This window comes from Acinetobacter sp. ANC_7504 (assembly GCF_056779995.1).
Window position 1 is genome coordinate 223,673 of the sequence record NZ_JBWYIZ010000001.1, and the last position, 22,072, is coordinate 245,744.

A 22,072-nucleotide genomic window follows, 5' to 3' on the forward strand; every position below is an offset into this window, starting at 1 on the left:
AGAAGTTAAGTAATTAGTATTAAGATATTGATTTTAATAATTATTTTCCTAATATAATTCAATTTATTCACTCTGAAATCATATAAGAGTCTCTAATTGATTATAAAGATAGATATCAATCATGAGATGATGCGTGGATGCTCATCGGTTCGATAATTTTTAACGAATTAGTATACATAACGTATCTACTTTTTATGCCGATTGTTGATCAAATTGATCCTATGATTGGCAGAACATTTCAATAAAGCTATTGAAATTTGTTTATTTTGACCTCATGTTATCCTCATAAAGATGAATTATAGAGATGTGAATTTATATGTTATTTCATTTGCCGAAACTTCCTGCCGAAATTCGAGTCACTCACTTAAATGCGCGTATTAATGAACAACGAAAAAAAATTGCGCAAAGTACTGCATCTAAACTTGAACTTCTGCAGTTGTCTCAGCAGTTTTCAAAAGAAGCACGCACGCGTAAAAAGAATAATCAGAAAGTATATGTAATTGATTTTAAAGGTGACATGGCAGCTTCAGCTGTAGAGAATCTTCGTGAAGAAATTACTTTGATTTTGGCGACTGCTAAAGCAGGGCGTGATCGTGTCGTAGTTCGTTTGGAAAGTCCAGGTGGGATGGTACATGGTTATGGACTTGCGGCTGCTCAACTGGTGCGTCTGCGCGATGCTGGTTTTCATCTAACCATTTGTGTTGATAAAGTCGCAGCAAGTGGTGGATATATGATGGCATGTATCGGTAACGAAATTATTTCTGCTCCATTTGCAGTGATTGGTTCAATTGGCGTTGTTGCCCAAGTGCCTAATTTTAATCGTTTACTTAAAGAACATAATGTTGATTTTGAGCTTTATACTGCGGGTCAATATAAACGTACCGTGACCATGTTTGGTGAAAATACGGAAGAGGGTAAAGCAAAGTTTGAAGAAGAGTTGCAACAAACGCATGCATTGTTCAAGCATTTTGTTGAAAAATATCGTCCACAGTTAAATGTTGAAAAAGTAGCAACAGGTGAACATTGGTACGGTCAAGATTCATTAGATTTGAATTTGGTTGATAAGCTTCAAACCTCGGATGAGTATTTATTAAGTTTATTGACAGTGCATGATGTTTACTTAATTCAAACTCGCCGTAAACCTACCTTAGGTGAGAAATTAGGACTGCAAGCGGCACAAATGGCGGACAGTTTGATTCCTGCTGTGATGAATAAAGTTATGGACACTTTAGTCAAAACTAATGCGAACTTAGTGCAACTACGTGATCCTAAACTTTAAATTCAATGAAATAAAAAAAAGCCAATCTAATGATTGGTTTTTTTTATGATTTATCATTTGTATGGTCGAGAGTCTAATTTTCGATATAACATCACTATTCCTGTGATCATGGACCCAAGTGTTGCGAACAGCATATCTTTATGGGCATCCCAAATATCACCTTGTTGACCATTATAATTTTCTGCTGCCTCAGGGGAAAAATTAATCGCAATCGACCATTCAATCCATTCGTAAATGAGACTGGTGGCCATGACAAACTGAACCACAATAAGAAAAAGTACTCGTTCAGATAATTGTGGTAAATAGAATTGAATGATCCTCAGGAAAAAAGGATAGAGAAGTAGACCATAGGCAAAATGGACCAAGCGATCATACATATTTCGCTCCCAACCCATCTGTGCATTTAAATGTATGTTGAAGTAGTGCATCAACCATTCATTATAGGGAACATACGAATATAAATAGTGCGCCCCAAAAATATGAATGATCAGAAATCCAATATAGAGAGAAAATGCGATAAAACTCAAACCAACTTTCTTTTGTATATAGATCAAAAACACCAGCATTAAAGCTGTGCCAAGTTGATGTAAGCCATAAGAAGCATATTCAAGAGGCTTTATACTTGCCAAGATCAGCACCACTATGAAAATGAAGAATACGAGGTGGTGTTTAGGAGTAAAATTTTTGTAGTGCATTTTGTTATATGTTGATTTGATTAATTTCTTCATATGATTGTAAGGTATCAATCCTGAGAATAAGCTGCAGATCGCATTATTTTTATAAATAGTTGTTTATATCAATAGCTCATTGCAATCATGGATGATCAGTTAGAATATGATTTATTTTGAGTTTTTATTATGACGGTTTCAGCTGCTTTTCTTGCACAGCAAAATGCATATTTTCATTATGAGTTTGAAGAGCTTACTCTGAATGACTTTCCTGAAGAGATCTCAGTATCACTCCGAGGAATGATGTTTAGGCATGACATTCAATATGCTCAAGTGACTCATTATATTTATTATAGCGATGTTTTAACTGGTGATGAATTAGAAAAGCTCAGAACAGACTTTATACGTTACTGTCCTGATGAAGCATGATTTTTATTGAAACATTTGATGAGTCTCATACAAAAAAGCGAAGCTTAAGCTTCGCTTTTTTATTCAATGCTATTTAGATTTTAGCAATCAAATCTTTAATTTGTTTCGCTTGCTCAGCTGCATTACCTGTGTAAGTTGCAGGTGTCATCTCAGCAAGACGTGCACGGTCAGCAGCAGGAACAGCTTCTAATTCGTTACCATTCACAAAATTCACCATCATTTCGCGAGTCATTGCTTGACCACGAGTAAGGGCTTTAAGTTTTTCGTATGGTTTTTCAACGTTATAACGACGCATTACTGTTTGAATTGGTTCAGCAAGAACTTCTTGAGCGTTGTCTAAGTCTTCAAGAATACGGTCGGCATTCAATTCAAGTTTGCCCACACCTTTCAAGCAAGCTTCAAATGCGATCAAGCTTTGTGCAAAACCAACGCCCATGTTACGAAGAACAGTAGAGTCAGTTAAGTCACGCTGCCAGCGAGAAATTGGAAGCTTTTCACCAAGGTGAGCAAGGACTGCATTAGCAATACCCAAGTTACCTTCAGAGTTTTCAAAGTCGATTGGGTTCACTTTGTGTGGCATTGTTGAAGAACCAACTTCACCTTCTTTTAATTTTTGTTTGAAGAAACCAAGAGAGATATAACCCCAAACATCACGGTTGAAATCGATAAGGATTGTGTTAAAACGGCGAAGCGCATCAAACAATTCAGCCATGTAGTCGTGTGGCTCAATTTGAGTTGTATACGGGTTAAACGTGAGACCTAAAGATTCAACAAATGCTTGCGAGTGAGCAGGCCAGTTAATTTCAGGGTAAGCAGAAAGGTGAGCATTATAGTTACCTACTGCACCATTGATTTTACCTAGAAGCTCAACATTGTTGAATTGTTTGATTTGGCGTGCAAGACGGTATGCCACGTTTGCCATTTCTTTACCCAATGTTGTTGGGCTTGCAGTTTGACCATGTGTACGAGACAACATTGGTTGATCAGCGTGTTTTTCTGCAAGTGCAACAATTGAGTCCACGATTTGTTGCATAGACGTAGCTAGTACTTCACGACCGCTTTTCAGCATGAGTGCATGAGACAAGTTGTTGATGTCTTCAGATGTACAAGCAAAGTGAATGAATTCACCGGCATTTTTAAGTTCATCAATGTTTGCAATTTTCTCTTTTAAGAAATATTCAACCGCTTTTACATCGTGGTTGGTTGTGCGTTCGATTTCTTTGATACGGTTAGCATCGTCTTCAGAGAAATTTGCAACGATTGCATCTAAAGCTGCATTTGTTTCGTTAGAAAAAGCTGGCACTTCAGTAATTTCTGGGCGATTTGCAAGTGCTTGTAACCAGCGCACTTCAACAGTCACACGAGCATGGATTAAACCAAACTCAGAGAGGAAAGGGCGCAAAGCATCACATTTGCTTGCATAGCGACCATCTAATGGAGAAAGTGCGGTTAAAGCGTTCATAGCAATTCCTTAAACTTTGGAATGAAACGTAAAACAGAACTCGATATACATCAGGTTAAACCACCTGAAACTGTAAACGAGCGAGATCTTGAATATCTTTCAGTAACTTGCGTTTGGTGAAGATCATGCTCCATGAACTTCCACCTGACTGACGCCATAAATGCGCCATCTGTAAACCTGTAAACAATGAAGCACGAATACGATTGGTGTGCGAAGAATCCTTAAAAGCTTCTGCATTGCCTTTCACCATAATGCGAGGATTAATCTGTCCTGCAGTTTCGACATAGGTTTGAGCAAGGTTTGCAAGAATACTTGGATGTAGATAATTATGATCAAAAAAGGAGAGTTGTTTTAGTATTTTTTCTTGTGATTTTTCAATAATTTCAACGAATTTTGGGTTGCTATATACTTTCTTTTCTAAATGTAATAATGCCATTGCATAGGACATTGGAAGTTTTGCATTGGCAAATTTAGGTATTCTTGATTTTGGTGCAGTATTGAATGGTTGGGTGATGCTACTTTCTAATGTTTTTAATCCCAGAGAAATATCTGCAAGCTGGTTAAAAAAATCTAAGGTTTGACAATTCTTATTGGAAGTAGGGCGAATATTTAAACTCGCCTTAATTAATTGTTCTAAATAGAAGTTACCGTTTTCGCCAATATTTTGTCGACCTGCAATGGCTGTCATATGTGTCAGCTGAGTCGATTGAAATACTGCTGCCAAAGCCAAAGCTCTGTTTTGACGATCATTCAGAGTCTGAAGCTGCTGGAACGGTAACTCTGTCATGCCTGAAAATTCCTTTAAATAAAATCAGGTTTAGGCGCATTAGTATGATGAATCACACCGCCACCTAAACAAACTTCATCCGCGTAAAACACAACGCTTTGTCCTGGCGTAACAGCACGTTGAGGTTCATCAAATTCTACACGTACACCTTGCGGTGCATTTGGGTCATTAAATAAGACACATGCTTGATCAGGTTGTCGATAGCGAGTTTTCGCTGTGCAACGGAAACCATTTTCTGGAATCTCTTGCTCACCTGCAACCCAATCAATCGCTTCAGACCATAACATGGTACTTTGCATGAGGGGATGCTCATGACCCTGGCCAACAACTAAACGATTGCCTTCGATATCTTTGTGTAATACGAACCAAGCACCTTCTTCAGCGCCTTTCATTCCACCGATACCAATACCACCACGTTGACCGAGCGTATAGTACATTAAGCCGTGATGATCACCAACCTCTTTACCATCTTCAAGGACAATTTTACCCGGTTGAGCAGGTAAATATTGCTTCAAGAAGTCATTAAATCGGCGTTCACCAATAAAACAGATACCTGTAGAGTCTTTTTTCTTCGCTGTTACAAGACCTAAATCTTCAGCAATTTTACGAACTTGAGGCTTTTCAATTTCACCGACAGGGAACAAGGTCTTGTTAATTTCACGACCATGAACGGCATGTAGGAAATAAGTTTGGTCTTTGTTGTTATCCACGCCACGGAGTAAAGGCGCATATTGCTCACCTTTAGAGTTGGTCATGGTTTCACCGCGACGAGCATAGTGTCCTGTTGCGATGAAGTCAGCACCTAATTTCATGGCATGATCGAGGAATGCACGGAACTTAATTTCTTTATTACATAAAATATCTGGGTTTGGGGTGCGCCCCGCAGCATATTCAGCCAAGAAGTGCTCAAATACACGATCCCAATATTCCATTGCGAAGTTGGCTGTATGTAATTTGATACCGATACGATCACATACGGCATGCGCATCTGCAAGATCATCCATAGCCGTGCAGTATTCTGTGCCGTCATCTTCTTCCCAGTTTTTCATGAAAAGACCTTCAACTTGATATCCTTGTTGAAGTAATAAAGCCGCAGAGACAGATGAGTCTACACCACCTGACATACCGACGATGACACGTTGTTGCATAGGATTAGGCATCCAAATTTGAAATTAAGGGAGAGTTTTGGTGCTCATAAACGAGCGATAAAGGAAATTTTTGTCCTGATTGGGCATCTTGAATGGCTTTGATGACCAATGGGCTACGCGCGCGAGCCGTTTCTAATAGCTCATCTAGGCTCATCCAAACAGCACCTACGATACCTGTATCTAATGTTGCATTGGCAAAATACTGTGTTGATTTTGCTAAAAAACAGAAGCGGTAATAGGTACGATCCGGAAACATAGGTGGGGTATAGGTGTATATACCCAATAAATCTGTGACTTCAACTTGGTGACCTGTTTCTTCCATGGTTTCACGAACCGCGGCTTGAATAAGGGTTTCACCAGCTTCTACATGACCTGCAGGTTGATTAAAAACGGTGTGCATGACACCTTCCGTTTGTTCTTCTACAAACAGATATTTACCATCTTTTTCAACCACTGTTGCAACAGTGACGTGAGCAGTCCAAGCGGTCATAAAAAAGCACCAGATGAAGGGAAGGCATATTGTATAAAATTTTGAGGTGTGTGGCTATGATGGGAGGGGATTTCTTTGAAGGCGTTCTATCTTAAGTTTAACTAAGAAGTTCTTTGAATCAATAATTTAATAAAGGGCGTGGAACATGAAGAATCAACAAAAAAGCCCAATTTAAGTAAATTGGGCTTTTGAATATAATTTAAGATTATGATTTATATGAAATAAAAAAGATAATTTCGCATAAGGTGTATTATGTTAATTTTAGAGATTCTTAACTTCAGAATATCGAAATTATAATAACTTTGAGTAATCATTTGTTCAGATTGACTAAGTTATTGGTTTCTCTTCTAATAGCTATACTCTCTAAATATTGAAATCAAAATGAATCATTTAAATTGTCTTTTCAGCATCTTAGCTATTGCTAGTACAATCACTACTAGTTCTATTGCTGCAGATATGCCTTTCAAATTTACTCATTCCGGTAACTTTAAACATATGATCTATACCGGTGATGATCGAGGCACTATTAAACTATCAGAAGTACCACAACAGGAAAATACCTGGGGGCTAGGAGCACTTGCGGGACGTACAGGTGAAATTATTCAAATTGATGGCAAAATTCTAGTCAGTCCAGGTAGTGATTTAGAAGGAAAAATCTTGCCTCATGATCCTAATGAACAGGCCTTTCTTTTCGCAAGTGGCCAAGTATCGAAATGGCATGATATCTCCTTACCCGTGGATATGAATCAATCCCAATTAGAAGAATTCATTCTCAAAGAGGCAAAACGATTAGGATTATCAACTGAACAACCGTTTGTATTTCGTCTGCAAGGGAAATATCCTGAATTACGTTGGCATGTTGTAACAGGTAAAAAAACTCAGACAATGAATGAGCACACATTCAGCCATGCCCCTCATACAAAAAAACATCATGTAGAAAAGCATATTTTTAATAATCTTAATGCTCAAGGACAATTGATTGGAATCTATAGTGGTCCTCAATTAGAAAGTGTAGTAACCCACCCAAATGAGTATTTTCATGCTCACTATGTTGATGATCAGGCAAAAATTTCTGGTCATGTAGAAGCTTATTCAGTAGCAAAGGGCACAATTCTCAAGTTGCCTCTGGAATAATATATGGTGTAATACCGAAGAATTTATAGGCCTCAAATTTGAGGCCTTTTTACATCCATTTAACATAATGGCTGTTATGCGAAATTCCATAGATATTTTAATTCTCTTGAAAATAAATATTTATAAATCAGACATCTCTAAAAGGAGCTGATTCCAATACTTTTTTTATCTCATTTTCTTTTTTTACTTTCCATTGATCACTGATTAAACCAAAAAGTTCAATTTGTTTTGAAAAAGCGAGTCGACGGGAATCTTGTCCTCTAGTTCTATTCTTAAGTTCAAACTCAAACGAATAGCTAGATATAAAATTATCCATTATCCAATAAAGCAACTCTTCAAAATCCTTAGTTGTTTTTTCAAAAAAAACTTCTCCTCTTTCTTCAGAAATATACCAATATTTATTTTCATGGATTAATACATATGGAGCTCCATCATTCTGAACTGCGGGCCAAACTTTTTTTTCCAGCCCAATTTTTTCACAAATTTGATCAACCTTACCTTGAATTTCTAAAAATGTAAGCATTATTCTTTGATTCTCCAAATGTTCTTAATATCTATTTAACATAGAATCTCTTATGCGAATTCAAAATTATTTATAATTCCCCGAAACCTTTACATAATTCTGCGCTGAATACGGTAGAAACGCTTTTTCTTTATCATTCAGTGGACGCACTTTTTTGACAGGACTGCCCATATATAAATAGCCACTTTCCAAAACTTTATTTGGCGGAACAAGCGAACCCGCACCGATCATCACATCATCTTCAACAATCACATCATCTAAAATAATCGTACCAATTCCGACTAAAACACGATTACCAATGGTACAACCGTGTAATTTCACATGATGACCCACGGTGACGTCCTCACCAATAATGAGCGGTGAGCCTTCAGGTTTATCCGCTTTCTTATGACTAACATGCAACATGGAATGATCTTGGATATTGGAATTTTTACCAATCCGAATAAAATTAACATCACCGCGGATCACAGCATAAGGCCAGACTGAAACATTCTCAGCCAAGACAACATCACCAATCACTAACGCAGTTGGATCAATATAATTTGTTGTATCAAATTTTGGGTAAGTCTCTAAGTATTTGCGGACATTTTCAGTCATAAAAAATTGCCTGTTTTTATTCATTATAAACAAAAAAGCACCCAAAAGAATTTGAGTGCCTTTATATCTTTAGTCAAGCTGCGAATTAAAATAAATTACTAAAGAACTGTTTGATATGATCAATCATACGCGAGAAGAAACCAGCTTCTTCAACAGCTTGCAAAGCAACAAGCGGCTTCTCCGCAATAACTTTGCCGTCAAGTGTCGCTGTTAATTTACCTACAACTTGCCCTTGTTGAAGAGGGGCATTTAAGTTCGGTTGAACCGCGATTTGAGTTTGAATGGCATTTGCTTGACCTTTTGGCATAGTCACGTTGAAGTTTTCAGCAAGACCCACACTCACTTGATTAGATTGACCAAACCAAACTTTAGAAGTGGTCAACTCTTTGTGAGCGGGTTGAACACTGACAGTTTCAAAGTTTGCATAACCCCAAGATAACAAATCACGTGTTTGCGTTGCACGTGCTTGCATTGATGGAGCACCAAAAATCACTGAAATTAAACGCATCGGGCCACGTTTAGCTGAAGTCGTTAAGCAATAACCAGCTTCAGAAGTATGACCTGTTTTAAGACCATCTACACTCGGATCTGTATATAGCAACGCGTTACGGTTACCTTGCTTGATCCCGTTAAAAGTAAACTCTTTTTCAGAGTAGATAGGATAATACTTTGAACTGTCATGAATGATGTGCTTCGCAAGAGTAGCCATATCTTTCGCAGTAGAATAATGACCTTCAGCAGGCATACCTGTTGAGTTCATAAAGTTCGTGTTGGTCATGCCAATACGCTTAGCTTCTTGGTTCATGCTGTGTACAAATGTACCTTCATTCCCAGAAATATGCTCAGCCATCGCCTTAGATGCGTCATTACCAGATTGAATGATAATCCCGCGTAACATTTCTAATACGGTTGCTGTGCCGTTGAGAGGTACATACATACAAGATTCTGTACTACTACCACGACACCAAGCAGACTCGTTCATACGAACTTTTTCATCTTCCGTGAGTTCACCGTTCAACAACTTTTGTTCAATAATGAAACTGGTCATCATTTTGGTCATTGAAGCAGGCGCAAGTTTTTCATTTTCATTTTTACTTGCGAGAATTTGACCTGTTTCATAATCCATCAAAACGTAAGACTTGTTATTGAGTTCTGGTGGTGAAGATAAAACAGTTGCTGCATAAGTAAATGAAGGTAATAGTAATAATGCAGCAATGGCGCTTTTTCGGGTCATTCTATGTAGTTCCAATCTTGTATGAACGCAAAAATCAGCTTTGCATTCTAGGACAAAGCAAAGCCGACTTCTAGCAGTGGGGTCGGCTTATTTCAATCGAATTGTAACTATTTCGTGCTCTATTTAACTGAAGACTGATATTTTTTTATATCCTCGCACACTTGTTGATTTGCTTTATCTCCAGCGTTTTTCGCATCTTGTCTCGCTTGAGCTAATGCTTGCTGATAATCCTGTTGTTTAATTAGATTGTTCAGCGTGGTTTGAGGTGAATTTTCGTTAGGTAAATAGTCTTTTAATAGCTTTTGATAGCCTGCTTTAAACGCCGCATCTTCTTCCACTAAACTTGGGCATGATTCTGAAAAGACATAGATTGCAGCGAGTTCATCTTTAGTCACTTTTTGTTGAGTAACTTCGATATTTTCTTTTAAGTCTTGAGCATTGGCGAAAGTGAAACTTGAAAACAACATTGAACTGCTGATAAATGCGGTTGAAATCAATTGTATAAAACGTTTTTGCATAAATGACTCAAAAATTAGTAAGTTAGTTATAAGAATAGAATAATCTTTTTTCGTGTTTAAAAAATAGAGAAAGTGTATTAATGCTGTTGGAACTCAGAAAGTAATGACGAAAAGTTCAGGTTGAACAGGGGGGGATGACTACTTGCGTAGTTCTCAAGATTAAAGGATAAGCAGATTATCAAGATTAAAGGCGTTTAAAACCTCAACATCCATGCATGTGCTCATTGTTGTGTGGGGGGATTTTGATTAGGCTATCGAACAGATGGGATTACATGAATTGAGTGAATTGTTTTGAATATTTTGATTGCCAACGATGATGGTGTGTTCGCACCAGGAATACAAGCATTAGCACAAGCATTAAAACCTTTGGGTCGAGTCGTAGTGGTTGCTCCAGAAAGTGAGCGGAGTGGTTTTTCAAGTGCATTAACGCTTGATCGTCCATTGCGACCCGTGCAAATTTCAGAAGATGTATGGGCAATTAATGGCACGCCAGCGGACTGTGTTTATCTGTCCATGAATGGTCTATTTGATTTTGAATTTGATCTGGTTGTAAGCGGGATCAACAGTGGTGCGAATTTAGGTGATGATGTCTTATATTCAGGTACAGTTGGGGCCGCGTTTGAAGGCAGACTCATGAAACAACCTGCAATCGCAGTTTCATTGGCTGGTCCAAATGCTCGTTCGTATCAAGATGCTCAAGATTATGCACAAGCTGCAAATTGGGTATATGAATTTATTAAAAATGGTTTGCCTGATTTACCACCGCGTCATATTTTCAATATTAATATTCCAGATACGGCTGAAATAAAAGGGACATTGGTGACTTATCAAGGGAGAAGAAAACAAACGAAACCGATTACCACACAAGTTGACCCGAGAGGCCATCAAGTTGTTTGGATTGGTTTGGCTGGAGAGGCCGTAACAGATCCCGAAAAAAGCCAACTGGGTTATCAGTCAGACTTTTATGCCATTGCAAATGGATATGTCAGTGTGACACCGATCCAAATGGATGCTACCAACTATCAGGTGTTGGCTTCACTTGAGTCTCAGTTAGGGCTTTAATTGAACGACCACAGGTAGGATGTGTTATAACTTTGTGAAAAATATATTTGAAAAGGTGAATTTAGCATTAATTTTGCTACTCTTAAGCCGAATTCAGTCTTTTTAATCTTTTGTCAGAGAGGGAAATCATGCTTTTGGCCAGACCCAAAACAGTTTTGAAGTTGTCTAAACCATCTATTCACTCAGCATTGATCGCGGTTGCTGTCGCTTCTTTTCTTGGTTTGTCGGGCTGTGCATCGAAACCCCAAATCCACAATTCTGCTCGTTATGCGGTTGCTCCTGACTTCTATACAGTTCGTTCTGGCGACACTTTAAGTAAAATTGCGGCACGTTATGGATTGAGCTATTTGAGCATTGCGGAGATGAATGATATTGCACCGCCTTATCGCATCTATGTAAATCAATCTTTAAGATTAAAACCCTCTGGCAATCGACAAGTGACACGTTCGACCACGCGTCCTTTGACAGCGACTGAAACTCAGATTCAACGTCAAACCATTCAGTTACCAACAAAACCAGCTGTGGTTACGCCACCACCACAAACCACACCAGTACCAGCGGTAACTGCTGCAGTACCGACGACTTCGACTAAAGCAACTTCATTACGCTGGGTGAAACCATCGAATGGTCCAGTCATTGAAAACTTTAATGTGGCAAGTAATGTCAAGGGATTACGTTTTGGTGGCAATGTTGGTGATCCAATTTTTGCAGCAGCTGATGGTCAAGTGGTTTACGCAGCTGATGGTTTAAAAGAATATGGTAATTTGGTGCTCATTAAACATATTGATGGTTATATCACTGCGTATGCGCACAATAACCGGATGTTAGTGAAGAGTGGGCAAAACGTAAGTGCAGGGCAACAAATTGCAGAAATGGGCTCGAGTGGTGCAACCCGTACGATGCTTGAGTTTCAAGTTCGTTTAGATGGTAAGCCAATCAATCCAGCAAATATTTTGCCAATCAACTGAAGATATTTAGTGCAATTTAACAATTTCTTCGTATAATACAATGAGTTGCTTTTGTTAATTTTTGTTAATTAGAGAAGCATCTCATAATTTCAGAGGGAAATTTATGTTAGATCAACTTCGCTCGATGGGCGTATTTGCATGTGTTGTTGAAAAAAGCTCTTTCAGTGGTGCTGCTCGAGATTTAGGCATTACGACGAGTGCGGTTAGTCAGCAAATTCGTTCACTAGAACAAGAAATGGAAGTAACACTTCTGCACCGTTCCACAAGAAAACTAAGTTTAACGGAAGCAGGGCAGGCCTTTTTTCATAGCTGTCAAGAAATGCTCGCTGCAGCAGAGCGCGGTAAAATTCGAATCAATGAGTTACGAGACGATTTAGTTGGTGATTTACGTATTGCAACAACGCCAGAACTCGGTGCAACCCATGTAGTTCCTGCGCTGTCGCATTGGATTTCGGCACATCGTGGTTTAACCGTTCACTTTGAAGTTGAAAATCAGTTTGTCGATTTGATTCAAGAAAGAATCGATATTGCAGTGAGAATGTGTTCTCGCGTAGATGAGTCTAATCACTTATCTTGTCTGCCGCTTGCACGTGTGGATCAAGTCTTGGTGGCTTCACCAAGTTATTTGAATCAAAATGCAGTTATTTCAAGACCTGAAGATTTAGCACAGCATGATTTGATTCCAGTAAATATTGTAAAAAATCAGCAAATGATGACATTTGAACACAGTACATCGCGTGAATTGGTGAATGTGTCCATGGAAAATCGTTTACAGACAAACAATGTTTATGTCGCTAAATCACTGTGCCAAAATGGTCACGGCATTGCGCGATTATTATATCTAGATGTGCAAAAAGAATTAATGAATGGCACATTGGTTGAAGTTTTACCTGAATGGAAGTTACCTGCATACACTTTGAATGCAATGACATTAAAACGTGAACAACAACCAATGAAAATTCATCGCTGCCTAGATGCTTTAAAACAATATTTCAGCCAGTTGCCTGGTGGTCGAGTATTCCAAGAAGCATCTTAAGTGTTCTTCTTAATAAAAAAGCCGCAATATGCGGCTTTTTTATTGATCTTGGCTTAAGCCAAGAAGTTTTTAATCGCTGGAACTAAGCGTTTTAATAAATCATCAGCTTGTTCTTGATTCATATTCAACGCTGGCAACAAACGAACGACATTACCTGCGGTGACATTAATAATTAGATTGTGCTCTATGCGTGCAATATCCACCAACTCTGCGCATGGTTTTGGTAATTCAATACCAATCATCATACCAAAGCCGCGAACAATAACGTTATGATCTGCAAGTTGTGTACGGAATTGATCAACTAAGTATTGGCCAATTGTTGCTGCATTTTCAACAATATTTTCTTTTTGCATCAAATCGATAATCGTGTAGACAATGCGCGAACCTAATGCAGTACCACTATAAGTTGATCCGTGGTTACCTGCAGTAAGAATACCTACACCTTTACCTTGAGTCATCACTGCACCAATTGGGAAACCATTGCCCAAGCCTTTAGCTGTCGTCATGACATCAGGAATAATATTGGTATGTTGATACGCAAAATATTTTCCTGTACGACCGTTACCTGTTTGAACTTCATCTAACATCATCAACCAATTATGTTGATTACAGATTTGACGAATTTCTTCAAGATAACTAAAACCTTGAGGGGCAGTATTCACACCACCTTCGCCTTGAATCGGTTCAACGAGAATCGCGACGATATCTGGATGGTTTATTGCTACTTCTTCAATTGCCTCGATGTCGCCAAAAGGTACTCGGATAAAACCTTCAACGAGCGGGCCAAAACCTTCTTGTACTTTTTTATTGCCTGTCGCAGAAAGTGTTGCCATTGTACGACCATGGAAAGAATGATCAGCTACAATGATTTTCGGAAGAGCAATACCTTGCATATGACCATATTTACGCGCAATTTTAATTGCACCTTCATTTGATTCAGCACCACTATTCGAGAAGAAAATTTCTTCCATACCAGATACTTCAGCTAACTTTTGCGCAGCTGCAGTCTGCCAAGGTACTTCATAAATATTACTGGTGTGAATAAGCGTCGCCGCTTGTTCTGCAATTGCTTCTGCCAAAACTGGATGTGCATGACCTAGACCACATACTGCAATGCCAGTCAGCGCATCTAAATATTCTGTACCTTCAGCTGTATAAAGATACGAACCTCGGCCACGCACAAAGCTGATCGGTTGACGGCTGAATACAGGCATCAAATGAGATGGTTGATCAGTTTGAACTGGAGCGAGGGTGATATTGTTCATGTCTAACTCGTATTTGTTAGGTGGAAAATAAAAGTTTATCTAAGCAAAATCTGCTTAAGATTAAAAGCCTAATTGCAAATTAAACTGGAAAAATTTAGCAATCCATACTCTTTACGGCGGTTTTAGGTATAATGCAGGCAGAATAGTTGAGGATTTAATCAATGACTGAACAAGTGCGTGATACAGAAGCGTTAATTCGTGATCAAATTGCAAAACATGCAGTTCTTCTTTATATGAAAGGCACACCACAGTTCCCACAATGTGGTTTCTCTGCACGTGCAGTTGAAGCATTGAGCCAAATTGGTCGCCCATTTGCTTATGTAAATATTCTTGAAAACCAAGACATTCGTGCGACTTTGCCACAAATTGCAAACTGGCCAACATTCCCACAATTATGGATCAATGGTGAGTTGATCGGTGGTAGTGATATTATGCTAGAAATGTTCCAAACAGGCGAATTAAAAACGCTCGTGGAGCAATATAGCCCAGCGCCTGAAGCTTAATTTAAGCGCAATAAAAAAAGCACCGATGGGTGCTTTTTTTATTTTGAAAACATCAAATTAGTTTGAAGTCTCATCAGCGAGTTGAGAAGGTTGTTCTTCAGCATTGATCGCTTTATCTTTTTTAGCTTTGTCTTTTTTCTTCTTTTTTTTCTTTTTCTTTGGCTCTTCTTCAATTTCAGCGCCATCTTCAATGGCTTGCCAATATTCTAGCTGCTCCATGACAGCAGCGTAAATTGATCCTTTGGTATAGCGACCTTTTTTATTTAATTCTCCGACAGGACGCGCCATGAGAATCTCAAGTGCTTGATCAATTGTGTTGATGGCATGAATATGGAATTGACCGGCCTCGACAGCATCAATCACATCTTGACGTAACATTAGATGCTGCATGTTTTGACGTGGAATAATGACACCTTGTTTGCCTGTTAAACCTTGAAGTTTACATGCATCAAAGAAACCTTCGATTTTGGCATTGACGCCACCAATCGGTTGTACTTGACCCAGTTGATTCATTGAACCCGTAATCGCCCATGACTGATCAATCGGCAGTTGGCTGATCGCAGAAATTAAAGCGGAGAGTTCTGCAACGGTTGCACTATCACCATCGACTTGACCATAACTTTGTTCAAAAGCCAAAGCGGCAGAGAAGTGCAAGGTTTGTTCACGTCCGAAATGTGCCTTTAAGAAAGACGACATTAATAGTACACCTTTAGCATGAAGTGAACCGCCTAACTCCACGCTACGTTCGATATCTAAAATATCGCCGCCACCCTGATACACTGAAGCAGTCAAGCGTGATGGTAGGCCAAATTCGACATCGGCGTAGTGAATCACGGACAAAGCATTTATCTGACCGAGTCGATGACCACGCGTTTCGATAAGCTGTGTACCACGAGATAAATCTTGCCAGTACAACTCTCGTAAATAACCTAGACGATATTGGCGGTGTTTGAGCGCAGTGCCGATATGTTCTGCTGTCACCATAGTTGCATTAGATTTGGATGCATGGTGATGAGATTCATGAATCAGATCACCTAAAGTTAAGGCATGTAGTGACAACGAACTCTGATCCTCTGCTTGACGACTTGAGTCGGTCAGTAAGGCAGCCAAGGCAGAACGATCAAATGGAAGGAGTTTAGAGGATTGAACATAGTCTGCAATCAAATGCATATAAGCTTGTTCATTTTCGTCATTACGTTGTAATGTGTCGGTAAAATCAGCTCTGATTTTAAAGATACTTCCTAACTCAGGCTCCACCTCCAGAATCTCATAATAGATTTCTGGTTCAGCCATTAAAATGACTTTCAATTGTAATGGAATCGATGCTGGCTCAATTGAAATGCTGCCCGTCAGCGTTAGCATGTGCTCTAGAGATGAGAGTTTAATTTGACCAGACTTAATCGCTCGTTTGAGTCCTTGCCATGCATAAGGTTGTTCTAAAAGCTGCTCAGCCTCAAGCATTAAAAAACCACCATTGGCACGATGCAGTGCACCAGGTCGTATTAAAGTGAAATCAGTGCTGATAGTGCCATTTTGCGTTAATTGTTCAACATGGCCAAGTAAGTTGTAATGTGTGGGGAAATCTTCAAAGATGACTGGTGCCCCAGAATTTGGCTTGTGGCTAATGACTAAATTTGCTTGATAACGCGCAGGGACACGGTTAAATAATGCAGGTGAAAAATCACTTTCTTCCTGTTCTAGTACGGTTTCCACATTGTCGATAATATCTTGAGCATATAATTTTAAATATTGTTCAAGATGTTTGATATCTGGAAATTTATTTAAAATATGTTCCATGCGAGGAATAATGACTTGTTTGGCAATGTCACGATTCAACTCAGACACCATATCACGTGCTTCATCTTCAAGATCACCAATTTGTAAACCTAAACGCTCAAGCTTTTTATCCATATAACGGATATTGGACGCAATTTCAGAACGTTCTTTGCTACTCAGTGCATTGATGTCATCTTGAGACATCTCTTGAATTTTATTGTCTTTAATATGAACAGGAATAAAGCAGTGTTCTTCATTACGACTGATCAACTTTAAATCAAGCTCTTCACCTTCTTTGGTGAGCTCAATCAAAGCTTGTTGTTGTTCATGACCTGTCGTTAAACGAATTTTTTCTATCCGATTGTGATACGTTTCAGCACTAAAACGACGTTCGAGCTGTTTGAAAATGGTTTGCCATGTTTGATGTAGCGTACTTTGAAACTTTGCGCCTTGTCCTGCAGGAAAGTTAAGCGCAATTGGGTTGCGTGCATTTTTGAAGTTGTATACATAAACCCAATCATCCGGTGTAGGCATATCTTTGGCATGTTGTTGGAGTAAGCGCTTGATCATGGTGCGTTTACCCAACCCTGCAGTACCCACAGCAAAGATGTTATAGCCTGAGTATGGAAGGGCAATGCCTGCTTCTACAGATGCTTTAGCACGATCTTGTCCTAAAAAATTATTAAGAGGCTTGATACGTTTTGTAGACGCAGGAATATTATCATAATTTGGAATATGCGTCAGTTGTTCTGGTTTGAGTGCTGTTGCATTCAAGGTGTTTTGCGTGGCTTCAAGTTCAAATACGGATAGGAGCTTGTTTTGTGAGTTTTGTTCTAAGTTTGTGGATGTCGTGGTTAAAGCTACTGCGGTGGAACTAATTTGATCGTGTCTCTGGGTCACAGGTGAAATCCAAAACTATAATTTACATTTGATAGTTTAAGGTATACAGGTTTAGCCAAAAATATCAAGTTGAGATAGATCAAATTGATGAAATACTCGGTGAAGTTTGCGTAAATTATATTGAAACCAAGCGCATTACAGAGTTGAATAGCGAGAGTACTTTTCACTGAAAATAACAACGCAATGACATCACAATCTTCGTCACCAGAATCAGCTGGATGGACTTCGGCATTTAAAGCCTTTCTTGATCGACGCGCGATCATTATGCTTTTTTTGGGTTTCTCATCAGGTATCCCAATTTTTCTGATTTTTTCAACTCTATCTTTCTGGTTGAGTGAAGCCGGTATTCAGCGTAGTACCATTACCATGTTTTCATGGGCAGCCTTAGCTTATGCCTTCAAGTTCATTTGGGCACCTTTGATTGACCGATTACCATTGCCTTATTTAACAAGGAAATTGGGTAAACGACGAGGGTGGTTGTTGGTTTCACAGATTTTGGTCGCAATTGCTATTTGTTCAATGGCATTTACTGATCCGAGTATTCATGGAGGAAGTGTAGGGCCATTTTCAAGTTTAACGTTCATGGCGATATCCGCAATCTTTCTCGGATTCTCATCAGCGACACAAGATATTATTGTGGATGCTTATCGTATTGAGTTGACACAAGATACGAGTGTTCAGACGGTTATGGCTTCGACTTATAACGCAGGTTATCGAATTGCGACCATCGTAACTCAGCTCGGTGCATTACTCTTCGCTGCATCACTTGGTACAGCCATGGGTAACTATATTTATGAGGCGTGGCAGTCCACCTATTTGCTCATGGCTGGATTGATGATGATCGGGATTGTGACGACTTTAGTGATTCATGAACCGGTAGTAAATCAAGAACCTCATCAATATCAAGCAAAGGATTATTTTCAGTTATTTATCGTCTTTGTGATTTCAACAGTAGTCTTCGTTTGTGGGTTTCTCCATTTTGGTGCTTGGATTTCACAGTTAAATATTGATGGTAATTTTTTGTCATTTATCGGGCAAGTTTTACGTTTCTTCGCGAGTGTGGCGTTGGCTGTGTTGGTCGTATTTGGATTAACCCGAGCAAAACTCATTGATGAAAAAATAGTCGTCGAGACATGGCTGTCACCGATTTTAGATTTCTTTAAACGTTATGGTTTGAAAGTTGCGTTAGCTATTTTATTACTCATTGGTTTTTATCGAATTTCAGATATTGTCGCTGGGGTGGTCGCAAATCTTTTTTATCTTGATTTGAATTTTGATAAAGAAGAAATCGCTTGGTTTAACAAGTTTTTCGCCATTTTTTTTGTAATTTTAGGTGGCTTTCTTGGAGGCTTATTAGCTCAGCGTTATAACATTATGAAAATGATGTTGGTGGGCGCTATTGTTGCCAGCACGACCAATCTCATCTTTGTGGGGCTTGTAAAATCTGGACCAATGATGAATCAAGTCTTGGTACAAATGGGAGGTCAACAGCATCAAGTGACTCCCGATGAAGTGGGGAACTGGTCTTTAAAGCTCCCTGCATCTAATTTTGCTGAACATAATATTATTCAAGTGTTATCCACCCCTGATGGTTATGATAAAGCCCTGAATGTTGAAATCCCGCTTCAACGCTATTCAAGTCAAGATGATTCTCAGATTTTTATCCAAGCCATTGGAGGGGACGATATTCTCTACCAAGATGAGTTAAACAAGGATGTCATTATTCGTGGTCAACTCTCAAACTTAAAATCTGACAGCACACTACAAACACTGAATATTCATATTTCAAATCAGCAAGTGATACCTGCGAAGTTGGATCAAAATAATTGGAGCGTGGTTGTCCCGGGAGACAGTCTAAAAAACCACACTAAATTTACGGTGCAAGCGGTCGTGCAGCATGCAGGTCAGGCGCATGAATTAACCCAAGATCATATTTATAAAACAGTTTCAGCGATCCAACCGAAATCACGTATGACTTTATCTGATCTTCCAGCTGTTCAAGTTGATAGTGATCAAATAGTCGAACTTAAAGGTAAAGTGGTTGTCCCTTATAGTAAGGTGTGGCTGGTGATGGGCATTGTATTTGACAATCTCGCATCAGGACTTGCTGGTGCAGTATTTATTGCATTCCTATCGAGTTTGACTAGCGTTTCATTTACAGCAATGCAATATGCAATTTTTAGTTCATTGATGTTATTGCTTCCAAAGATGATTGGTGGCTATTCAGGTACAATAGTGACAAACTTCGGTTATTCATCATTCTTCTTTATGACTTTTTTAATGGGTTTACCTATTTTGTTACTTGTTATTTGGGTGGCGAAATTGTTAAATCAGTTGAAAAGTACATCTTTCAATCAATAGGTAAATTTTATGCGAATGTTACATACCATGTTACGTGTAGGCAATTTAGAGCGTTCATTGACGTTCTATACTGAAGTACTCGGTATGACTTTGCTTCGTAAACGCGATTATGAAGAAGGTCGATTCACTTTAGCCTTTGTAGGTTATGGTGATGAAGAAAACAATACTGTTCTTGAGCTAACGCATAACTGGGATACAGACAGCTATGAGCTGGGTAATGCGTATGGTCATATTGCGATCGCAGTGGATGATGCGTATAAAGCGTGTGAAGAAATCAAAGCACGTGGTGGTAATGTTGTCCGTGAAGCTGGACCAATGAAAGGCGGCGTAACCGTAATCGCTTTTGTAGAAGATCCAGATGGTTACAAGATTGAACTTATTCAACAAGACAGTAATGCGAGAAATAATTAAGTTTCACTCGCTGATTGGTGAGTAAAATTTTAAAGATAAGCCCAATCGATGAGTATTGGGCTTATTTTCAATTTAGAGAATAAAAAGAGGGATATGGGGTGCTAAAGCTCTTAGCGTTAGATCGTTTCACGATATTGCTGTTTGTTATGGTGATTTTAGCGTCACTGATGCCAATTTCAGGTGTTGCTGCTCACTATTTTTCTTATTTCACCACGATTGCAATTGCAATTCTATTTTTTTTACATGGTACAAAGTTATCACGTGAAGCGGTGATTCAAGGCATTAAACATTGGCAATTACACAGTTTGGTCTTTGCACTGACGTTCGCAGTTTTCCCAATTCTAGGGTTAATGGCTAAACCTGTATTGCTACCGCTACTTGGACAAGAACTGTATTGGGGCTTCTTGTTTATGTGCTTCTTACCCTCAACAGTTCAGTCTTCTATTGCATTTACTTCAGTAGCAGGTGGTAATGTCGCAAGTGCTGTGTGTAGTGCTTCATTCTCTAATATTATTGGTATGTTTATCACACCTATATTAGTGACCTTATTTATTTTAGGCCAGTCTGATCATGGGTTTGATCCAACCAGTGCGATCGTCAAAATTATTCTGTTCTTATTGGTTCCATTTATTCTGGGACAATTATTGCGTCCTATCGTTTTTCCTCTGATTCAAAAAGCCCCGAGTATTGTCAAAACTTTTGATCAAGGCTCAATTCTTTTGGTGGTGTATGGCGCATTCAGTAGTGCAGTCGTAGCAGGTCTATGGAATGAAGTCAGTGGGGTGACCTTAATGTGGTTAATTATTGCATGCTCTGTGCTTCTGACTTTGATTATGCTTTTAGCCTATCACGCCCCAAAGTGGTTTGGATTTAATCGTGCCGATCAAATCGCTGTATTTTTTTGTGGTTCTAAGAAAACACTCGCAAGTGGAGTGCCTATGGCGCAAATTCTTTTCATTGGACAACCTATGGGGATGATCATATTGCCAATTATGATTTTCCATCAAATCCAATTAATGGTGTGCGGAATTATTGCAAATCATTGGTCCAAGCAAATTGAAAAGTCTTAAAGGAAAAATTCGCTATCTGAAATAAAGTGGCGTATAATGTCGTCCACTTGTTGTGCTTAGCTCTGACGGAAGCCGTCTCGGTGGGCCAAAAGAATGGTCTGTTGTGGTGTTGATCTGCTGTATTTCAGCCTTTCCTCTGCGTCTGTTGTAATGGATGAAGAGAGTGATCAATTGCGATGACAGCTAAAGCCTTCTTAACTCTATGGAGAATCGACCATGCGCGCCGATATTCACCCAAAATACGAAAAATTAGTTGCTACTTGCTCTTGCGGTAACGTAATCGAAACTCGTTCAGCTGTTGGTAAAGAAACACTTTACCTAGACGTATGCTCAGCTTGCCACCCATTCTATACTGGTAAGCAAAAGAACGTTGACACTGGCGGTCGTATCGACAAGTTCAAACAACGTTTTGCTGGTATGTCACGTTCTATCAAACGTTAATACCCAAAAT

Annotated in this window: 22 protein-coding genes; 11 read left to right on the forward strand and 11 right to left on the reverse strand. The window is 39.0% G+C overall.

Going from position 1 to position 22,072, the window contains the following annotated elements:
• The first annotated feature begins 316 nt into the window (after window positions 1-316).
• A complete protein-coding gene (sohB, locus tag AC1M9F_RS01110; protein ID WP_179998383.1) occupies window positions 317-1,279 on the forward strand; it encodes a protease SohB in 963 nt (320 codons plus the stop codon).
• Between the two features lie 53 nt (window positions 1,280-1,332).
• Here the strand turns inward: sohB and AC1M9F_RS01115 are convergent, their stop codons facing one another.
• Window positions 1,333-1,974 carry a DUF2238 domain-containing protein gene (locus tag AC1M9F_RS01115; protein WP_481596836.1) on the reverse strand — a complete coding sequence of 214 codons (642 nt, stop codon included), beginning with the start codon at window positions 1,972-1,974 and terminating at the stop codon, window positions 1,333-1,335.
• Between the two features lie 162 nt (window positions 1,975-2,136).
• Here AC1M9F_RS01115 and AC1M9F_RS01120 point away from each other — a divergent pair, with 162 nt between their 5' ends.
• On the forward strand, window positions 2,137-2,376 hold the full coding sequence (locus tag AC1M9F_RS01120; protein ID WP_035265735.1) for a hypothetical protein: 240 nt from the start codon (window positions 2,137-2,139) through the stop codon (window positions 2,374-2,376).
• A gap of 73 nt (window positions 2,377-2,449) precedes the next feature.
• On the opposite strand, the gene purB is transcribed toward AC1M9F_RS01120, so the two are convergent.
• From purB to AC1M9F_RS01140, 4 genes are read right to left on the reverse strand one after another with little or no spacing between them, the layout of a single operon-like run.
• Entirely contained in the window at window positions 2,450-3,838 is a 1,389-nt protein-coding gene (purB, locus tag AC1M9F_RS01125) for an adenylosuccinate lyase (RefSeq protein ID WP_481596837.1), read from the reverse strand.
• Between the two features lie 55 nt (window positions 3,839-3,893).
• Window positions 3,894-4,625, reverse strand: coding sequence for a high frequency lysogenization protein HflD (hflD, locus tag AC1M9F_RS01130; RefSeq protein WP_092766084.1), 732 nt, complete (start codon window positions 4,623-4,625; stop codon window positions 3,894-3,896).
• A 14-nt stretch (window positions 4,626-4,639) separates the two neighbouring features.
• A complete protein-coding gene (mnmA, locus tag AC1M9F_RS01135; protein WP_481596838.1) occupies window positions 4,640-5,773 on the reverse strand; it encodes a tRNA 2-thiouridine(34) synthase MnmA in 1,134 nt (377 codons plus the stop codon).
• 4 nt (window positions 5,774-5,777) lie between these two features.
• Entirely contained in the window at window positions 5,778-6,263 is a 486-nt protein-coding gene (locus tag AC1M9F_RS01140) for an NUDIX hydrolase (protein ID WP_035265740.1), read from the reverse strand.
• Between the two features lie 381 nt (window positions 6,264-6,644).
• On the opposite strand from AC1M9F_RS01140, the gene AC1M9F_RS01145 reads away from it, so the two are divergent.
• Window positions 6,645-7,397 carry an acetolactate decarboxylase gene (locus AC1M9F_RS01145; RefSeq protein ID WP_481596839.1) on the forward strand — a complete coding sequence of 251 codons (753 nt, stop codon included), beginning with the start codon at window positions 6,645-6,647 and terminating at the stop codon, window positions 7,395-7,397.
• Between the two features lie 127 nt (window positions 7,398-7,524).
• On the opposite strand, the gene AC1M9F_RS01150 is transcribed toward AC1M9F_RS01145, so the two are convergent.
• The 4 genes from AC1M9F_RS01150 to AC1M9F_RS01165 form a co-directional block, all read right to left on the reverse strand.
• Window positions 7,525-7,920, reverse strand: a complete 396-nt coding sequence (locus AC1M9F_RS01150) for an Imm63 family immunity protein (protein ID WP_481596840.1) — start codon at window positions 7,918-7,920, stop codon at window positions 7,525-7,527.
• 66 nt (window positions 7,921-7,986) lie between these two features.
• Complete coding sequence (locus tag AC1M9F_RS01155; RefSeq protein ID WP_481596841.1) at window positions 7,987-8,517, reverse strand: gamma carbonic anhydrase family protein; 531 nt, start codon at window positions 8,515-8,517, stop codon at window positions 7,987-7,989.
• Window positions 8,518-8,602: 85 nt separating this feature from the next.
• Entirely contained in the window at window positions 8,603-9,751 is a 1,149-nt protein-coding gene (dacC, locus tag AC1M9F_RS01160) for a D-alanyl-D-alanine carboxypeptidase PBP5/6 (protein WP_035270478.1), read from the reverse strand.
• A 119-nt stretch (window positions 9,752-9,870) separates the two neighbouring features.
• Complete coding sequence (locus AC1M9F_RS01165; protein ID WP_481596842.1) at window positions 9,871-10,269, reverse strand: MCR_0457 family protein; 399 nt, start codon at window positions 10,267-10,269, stop codon at window positions 9,871-9,873.
• Window positions 10,270-10,560: 291 nt separating this feature from the next.
• On the opposite strand from AC1M9F_RS01165, the gene surE reads away from it, so the two are divergent.
• The 3 genes from surE (at window position 10,561) to AC1M9F_RS01180 (ending at window position 13,335) form a co-directional block, all read left to right on the forward strand.
• Window positions 10,561-11,331 (forward strand): 5'/3'-nucleotidase SurE, encoded by a 771-nt coding sequence (gene surE / locus AC1M9F_RS01170; RefSeq protein WP_481596843.1) that lies wholly within the window; start codon window positions 10,561-10,563, stop codon window positions 11,329-11,331.
• Window positions 11,332-11,459: 128 nt separating this feature from the next.
• Complete coding sequence (locus AC1M9F_RS01175) at window positions 11,460-12,299, forward strand: peptidoglycan DD-metalloendopeptidase family protein (protein WP_179998373.1); 840 nt, start codon at window positions 11,460-11,462, stop codon at window positions 12,297-12,299.
• Between the two features lie 103 nt (window positions 12,300-12,402).
• Entirely contained in the window at window positions 12,403-13,335 is a 933-nt protein-coding gene (locus tag AC1M9F_RS01180) for a LysR family transcriptional regulator (RefSeq protein WP_179998372.1), read from the forward strand.
• A 53-nt stretch (window positions 13,336-13,388) separates the two neighbouring features.
• On the opposite strand, the gene AC1M9F_RS01185 is transcribed toward AC1M9F_RS01180, so the two are convergent.
• Complete coding sequence (locus AC1M9F_RS01185; protein ID WP_481596844.1) at window positions 13,389-14,600, reverse strand: acetylornithine/succinylornithine family transaminase; 1,212 nt, start codon at window positions 14,598-14,600, stop codon at window positions 13,389-13,391.
• 161 nt (window positions 14,601-14,761) lie between these two features.
• Between AC1M9F_RS01185 and grxD the strand changes: the two genes are divergently transcribed.
• Complete coding sequence (grxD, locus tag AC1M9F_RS01190) at window positions 14,762-15,103, forward strand: Grx4 family monothiol glutaredoxin (protein ID WP_092766094.1); 342 nt, start codon at window positions 14,762-14,764, stop codon at window positions 15,101-15,103.
• A 57-nt stretch (window positions 15,104-15,160) separates the two neighbouring features.
• Here grxD and AC1M9F_RS01195 read toward each other — a convergent pair whose 3' ends face one another.
• Entirely contained in the window at window positions 15,161-17,779 is a 2,619-nt protein-coding gene (locus AC1M9F_RS01195; protein ID WP_481596845.1) for a Lon protease family protein, read from the reverse strand.
• A gap of 183 nt (window positions 17,780-17,962) precedes the next feature.
• Here AC1M9F_RS01195 and AC1M9F_RS01200 point away from each other — a divergent pair, with 183 nt between their 5' ends.
• The 4 genes from AC1M9F_RS01200 (at window position 17,963) to rpmE (ending at window position 22,062) form a co-directional block, all read left to right on the forward strand.
• Complete coding sequence (locus AC1M9F_RS01200) at window positions 17,963-20,140, forward strand: AmpG family muropeptide MFS transporter (protein ID WP_481596846.1); 2,178 nt, start codon at window positions 17,963-17,965, stop codon at window positions 20,138-20,140.
• Window positions 20,141-20,149: 9 nt separating this feature from the next.
• Window positions 20,150-20,551: a lactoylglutathione lyase gene (gene gloA, locus AC1M9F_RS01205; RefSeq protein WP_180027566.1), complete on the forward strand. Its 402-nt coding sequence runs from the start codon at window positions 20,150-20,152 to the stop codon at window positions 20,549-20,551.
• Between the two features lie 98 nt (window positions 20,552-20,649).
• Entirely contained in the window at window positions 20,650-21,621 is a 972-nt protein-coding gene (locus AC1M9F_RS01210; protein WP_481596847.1) for a bile acid:sodium symporter family protein, read from the forward strand.
• Between the two features lie 216 nt (window positions 21,622-21,837).
• Complete coding sequence (gene rpmE / locus AC1M9F_RS01215; protein WP_004971624.1) at window positions 21,838-22,062, forward strand: 50S ribosomal protein L31; 225 nt, start codon at window positions 21,838-21,840, stop codon at window positions 22,060-22,062.
• Window positions 22,063-22,072 lie beyond the last annotated feature (10 nt).

Excerpts from the sequence above, each read along its gene's own strand:
- AC1M9F_RS01140 (WP_035265740.1), bottom strand. The coding sequence starts at position 6,263 with ATGACCGCTTGGACTGCTCACGTCACTGTTGCAACAGTGGTTGAAAAA.
- AC1M9F_RS01200 (WP_481596846.1), top strand. The coding sequence starts at position 17,963 with ATGACATCACAATCTTCGTCACCAGAATCAGCTGGATGGACTTCGGCA.
- AC1M9F_RS01145 (WP_481596839.1), top strand. The coding sequence starts at position 6,645 with ATGAATCATTTAAATTGTCTTTTCAGCATCTTAGCTATTGCTAGTACA.
- AC1M9F_RS01180 (WP_179998372.1), top strand. The coding sequence starts at position 12,403 with ATGTTAGATCAACTTCGCTCGATGGGCGTATTTGCATGTGTTGTTGAA.
- AC1M9F_RS01185 (WP_481596844.1), bottom strand. The coding sequence starts at position 14,600 with ATGAACAATATCACCCTCGCTCCAGTTCAAACTGATCAACCATCTCAT.
- sohB (WP_179998383.1), top strand. The coding sequence starts at position 317 with ATGTTATTTCATTTGCCGAAACTTCCTGCCGAAATTCGAGTCACTCAC.
- AC1M9F_RS01175 (WP_179998373.1), top strand. The coding sequence starts at position 11,460 with ATGCTTTTGGCCAGACCCAAAACAGTTTTGAAGTTGTCTAAACCATCT.
- AC1M9F_RS01155 (WP_481596841.1), bottom strand. The coding sequence starts at position 8,517 with ATGACTGAAAATGTCCGCAAATACTTAGAGACTTACCCAAAATTTGAT.
- AC1M9F_RS01115 (WP_481596836.1), bottom strand. The coding sequence starts at position 1,974 with ATGCACTACAAAAATTTTACTCCTAAACACCACCTCGTATTCTTCATT.
- AC1M9F_RS01165 (WP_481596842.1), bottom strand. The coding sequence starts at position 10,269 with ATGCAAAAACGTTTTATACAATTGATTTCAACCGCATTTATCAGCAGT.
- AC1M9F_RS01120 (WP_035265735.1), top strand. The coding sequence starts at position 2,137 with ATGACGGTTTCAGCTGCTTTTCTTGCACAGCAAAATGCATATTTTCAT.
- hflD (WP_092766084.1), bottom strand. The coding sequence starts at position 4,625 with ATGACAGAGTTACCGTTCCAGCAGCTTCAGACTCTGAATGATCGTCAA.
- gloA (WP_180027566.1), top strand. The coding sequence starts at position 20,150 with ATGCGAATGTTACATACCATGTTACGTGTAGGCAATTTAGAGCGTTCA.
- grxD (WP_092766094.1), top strand. The coding sequence starts at position 14,762 with ATGACTGAACAAGTGCGTGATACAGAAGCGTTAATTCGTGATCAAATT.
- rpmE (WP_004971624.1), top strand. The coding sequence starts at position 21,838 with ATGCGCGCCGATATTCACCCAAAATACGAAAAATTAGTTGCTACTTGC.
- purB (WP_481596837.1), bottom strand. The coding sequence starts at position 3,838 with ATGAACGCTTTAACCGCACTTTCTCCATTAGATGGTCGCTATGCAAGC.
- AC1M9F_RS01150 (WP_481596840.1), bottom strand. The coding sequence starts at position 7,920 with ATGCTTACATTTTTAGAAATTCAAGGTAAGGTTGATCAAATTTGTGAA.
- mnmA (WP_481596838.1), bottom strand. The coding sequence starts at position 5,773 with ATGCAACAACGTGTCATCGTCGGTATGTCAGGTGGTGTAGACTCATCT.
- dacC (WP_035270478.1), bottom strand. The coding sequence starts at position 9,751 with ATGACCCGAAAAAGCGCCATTGCTGCATTATTACTATTACCTTCATTT.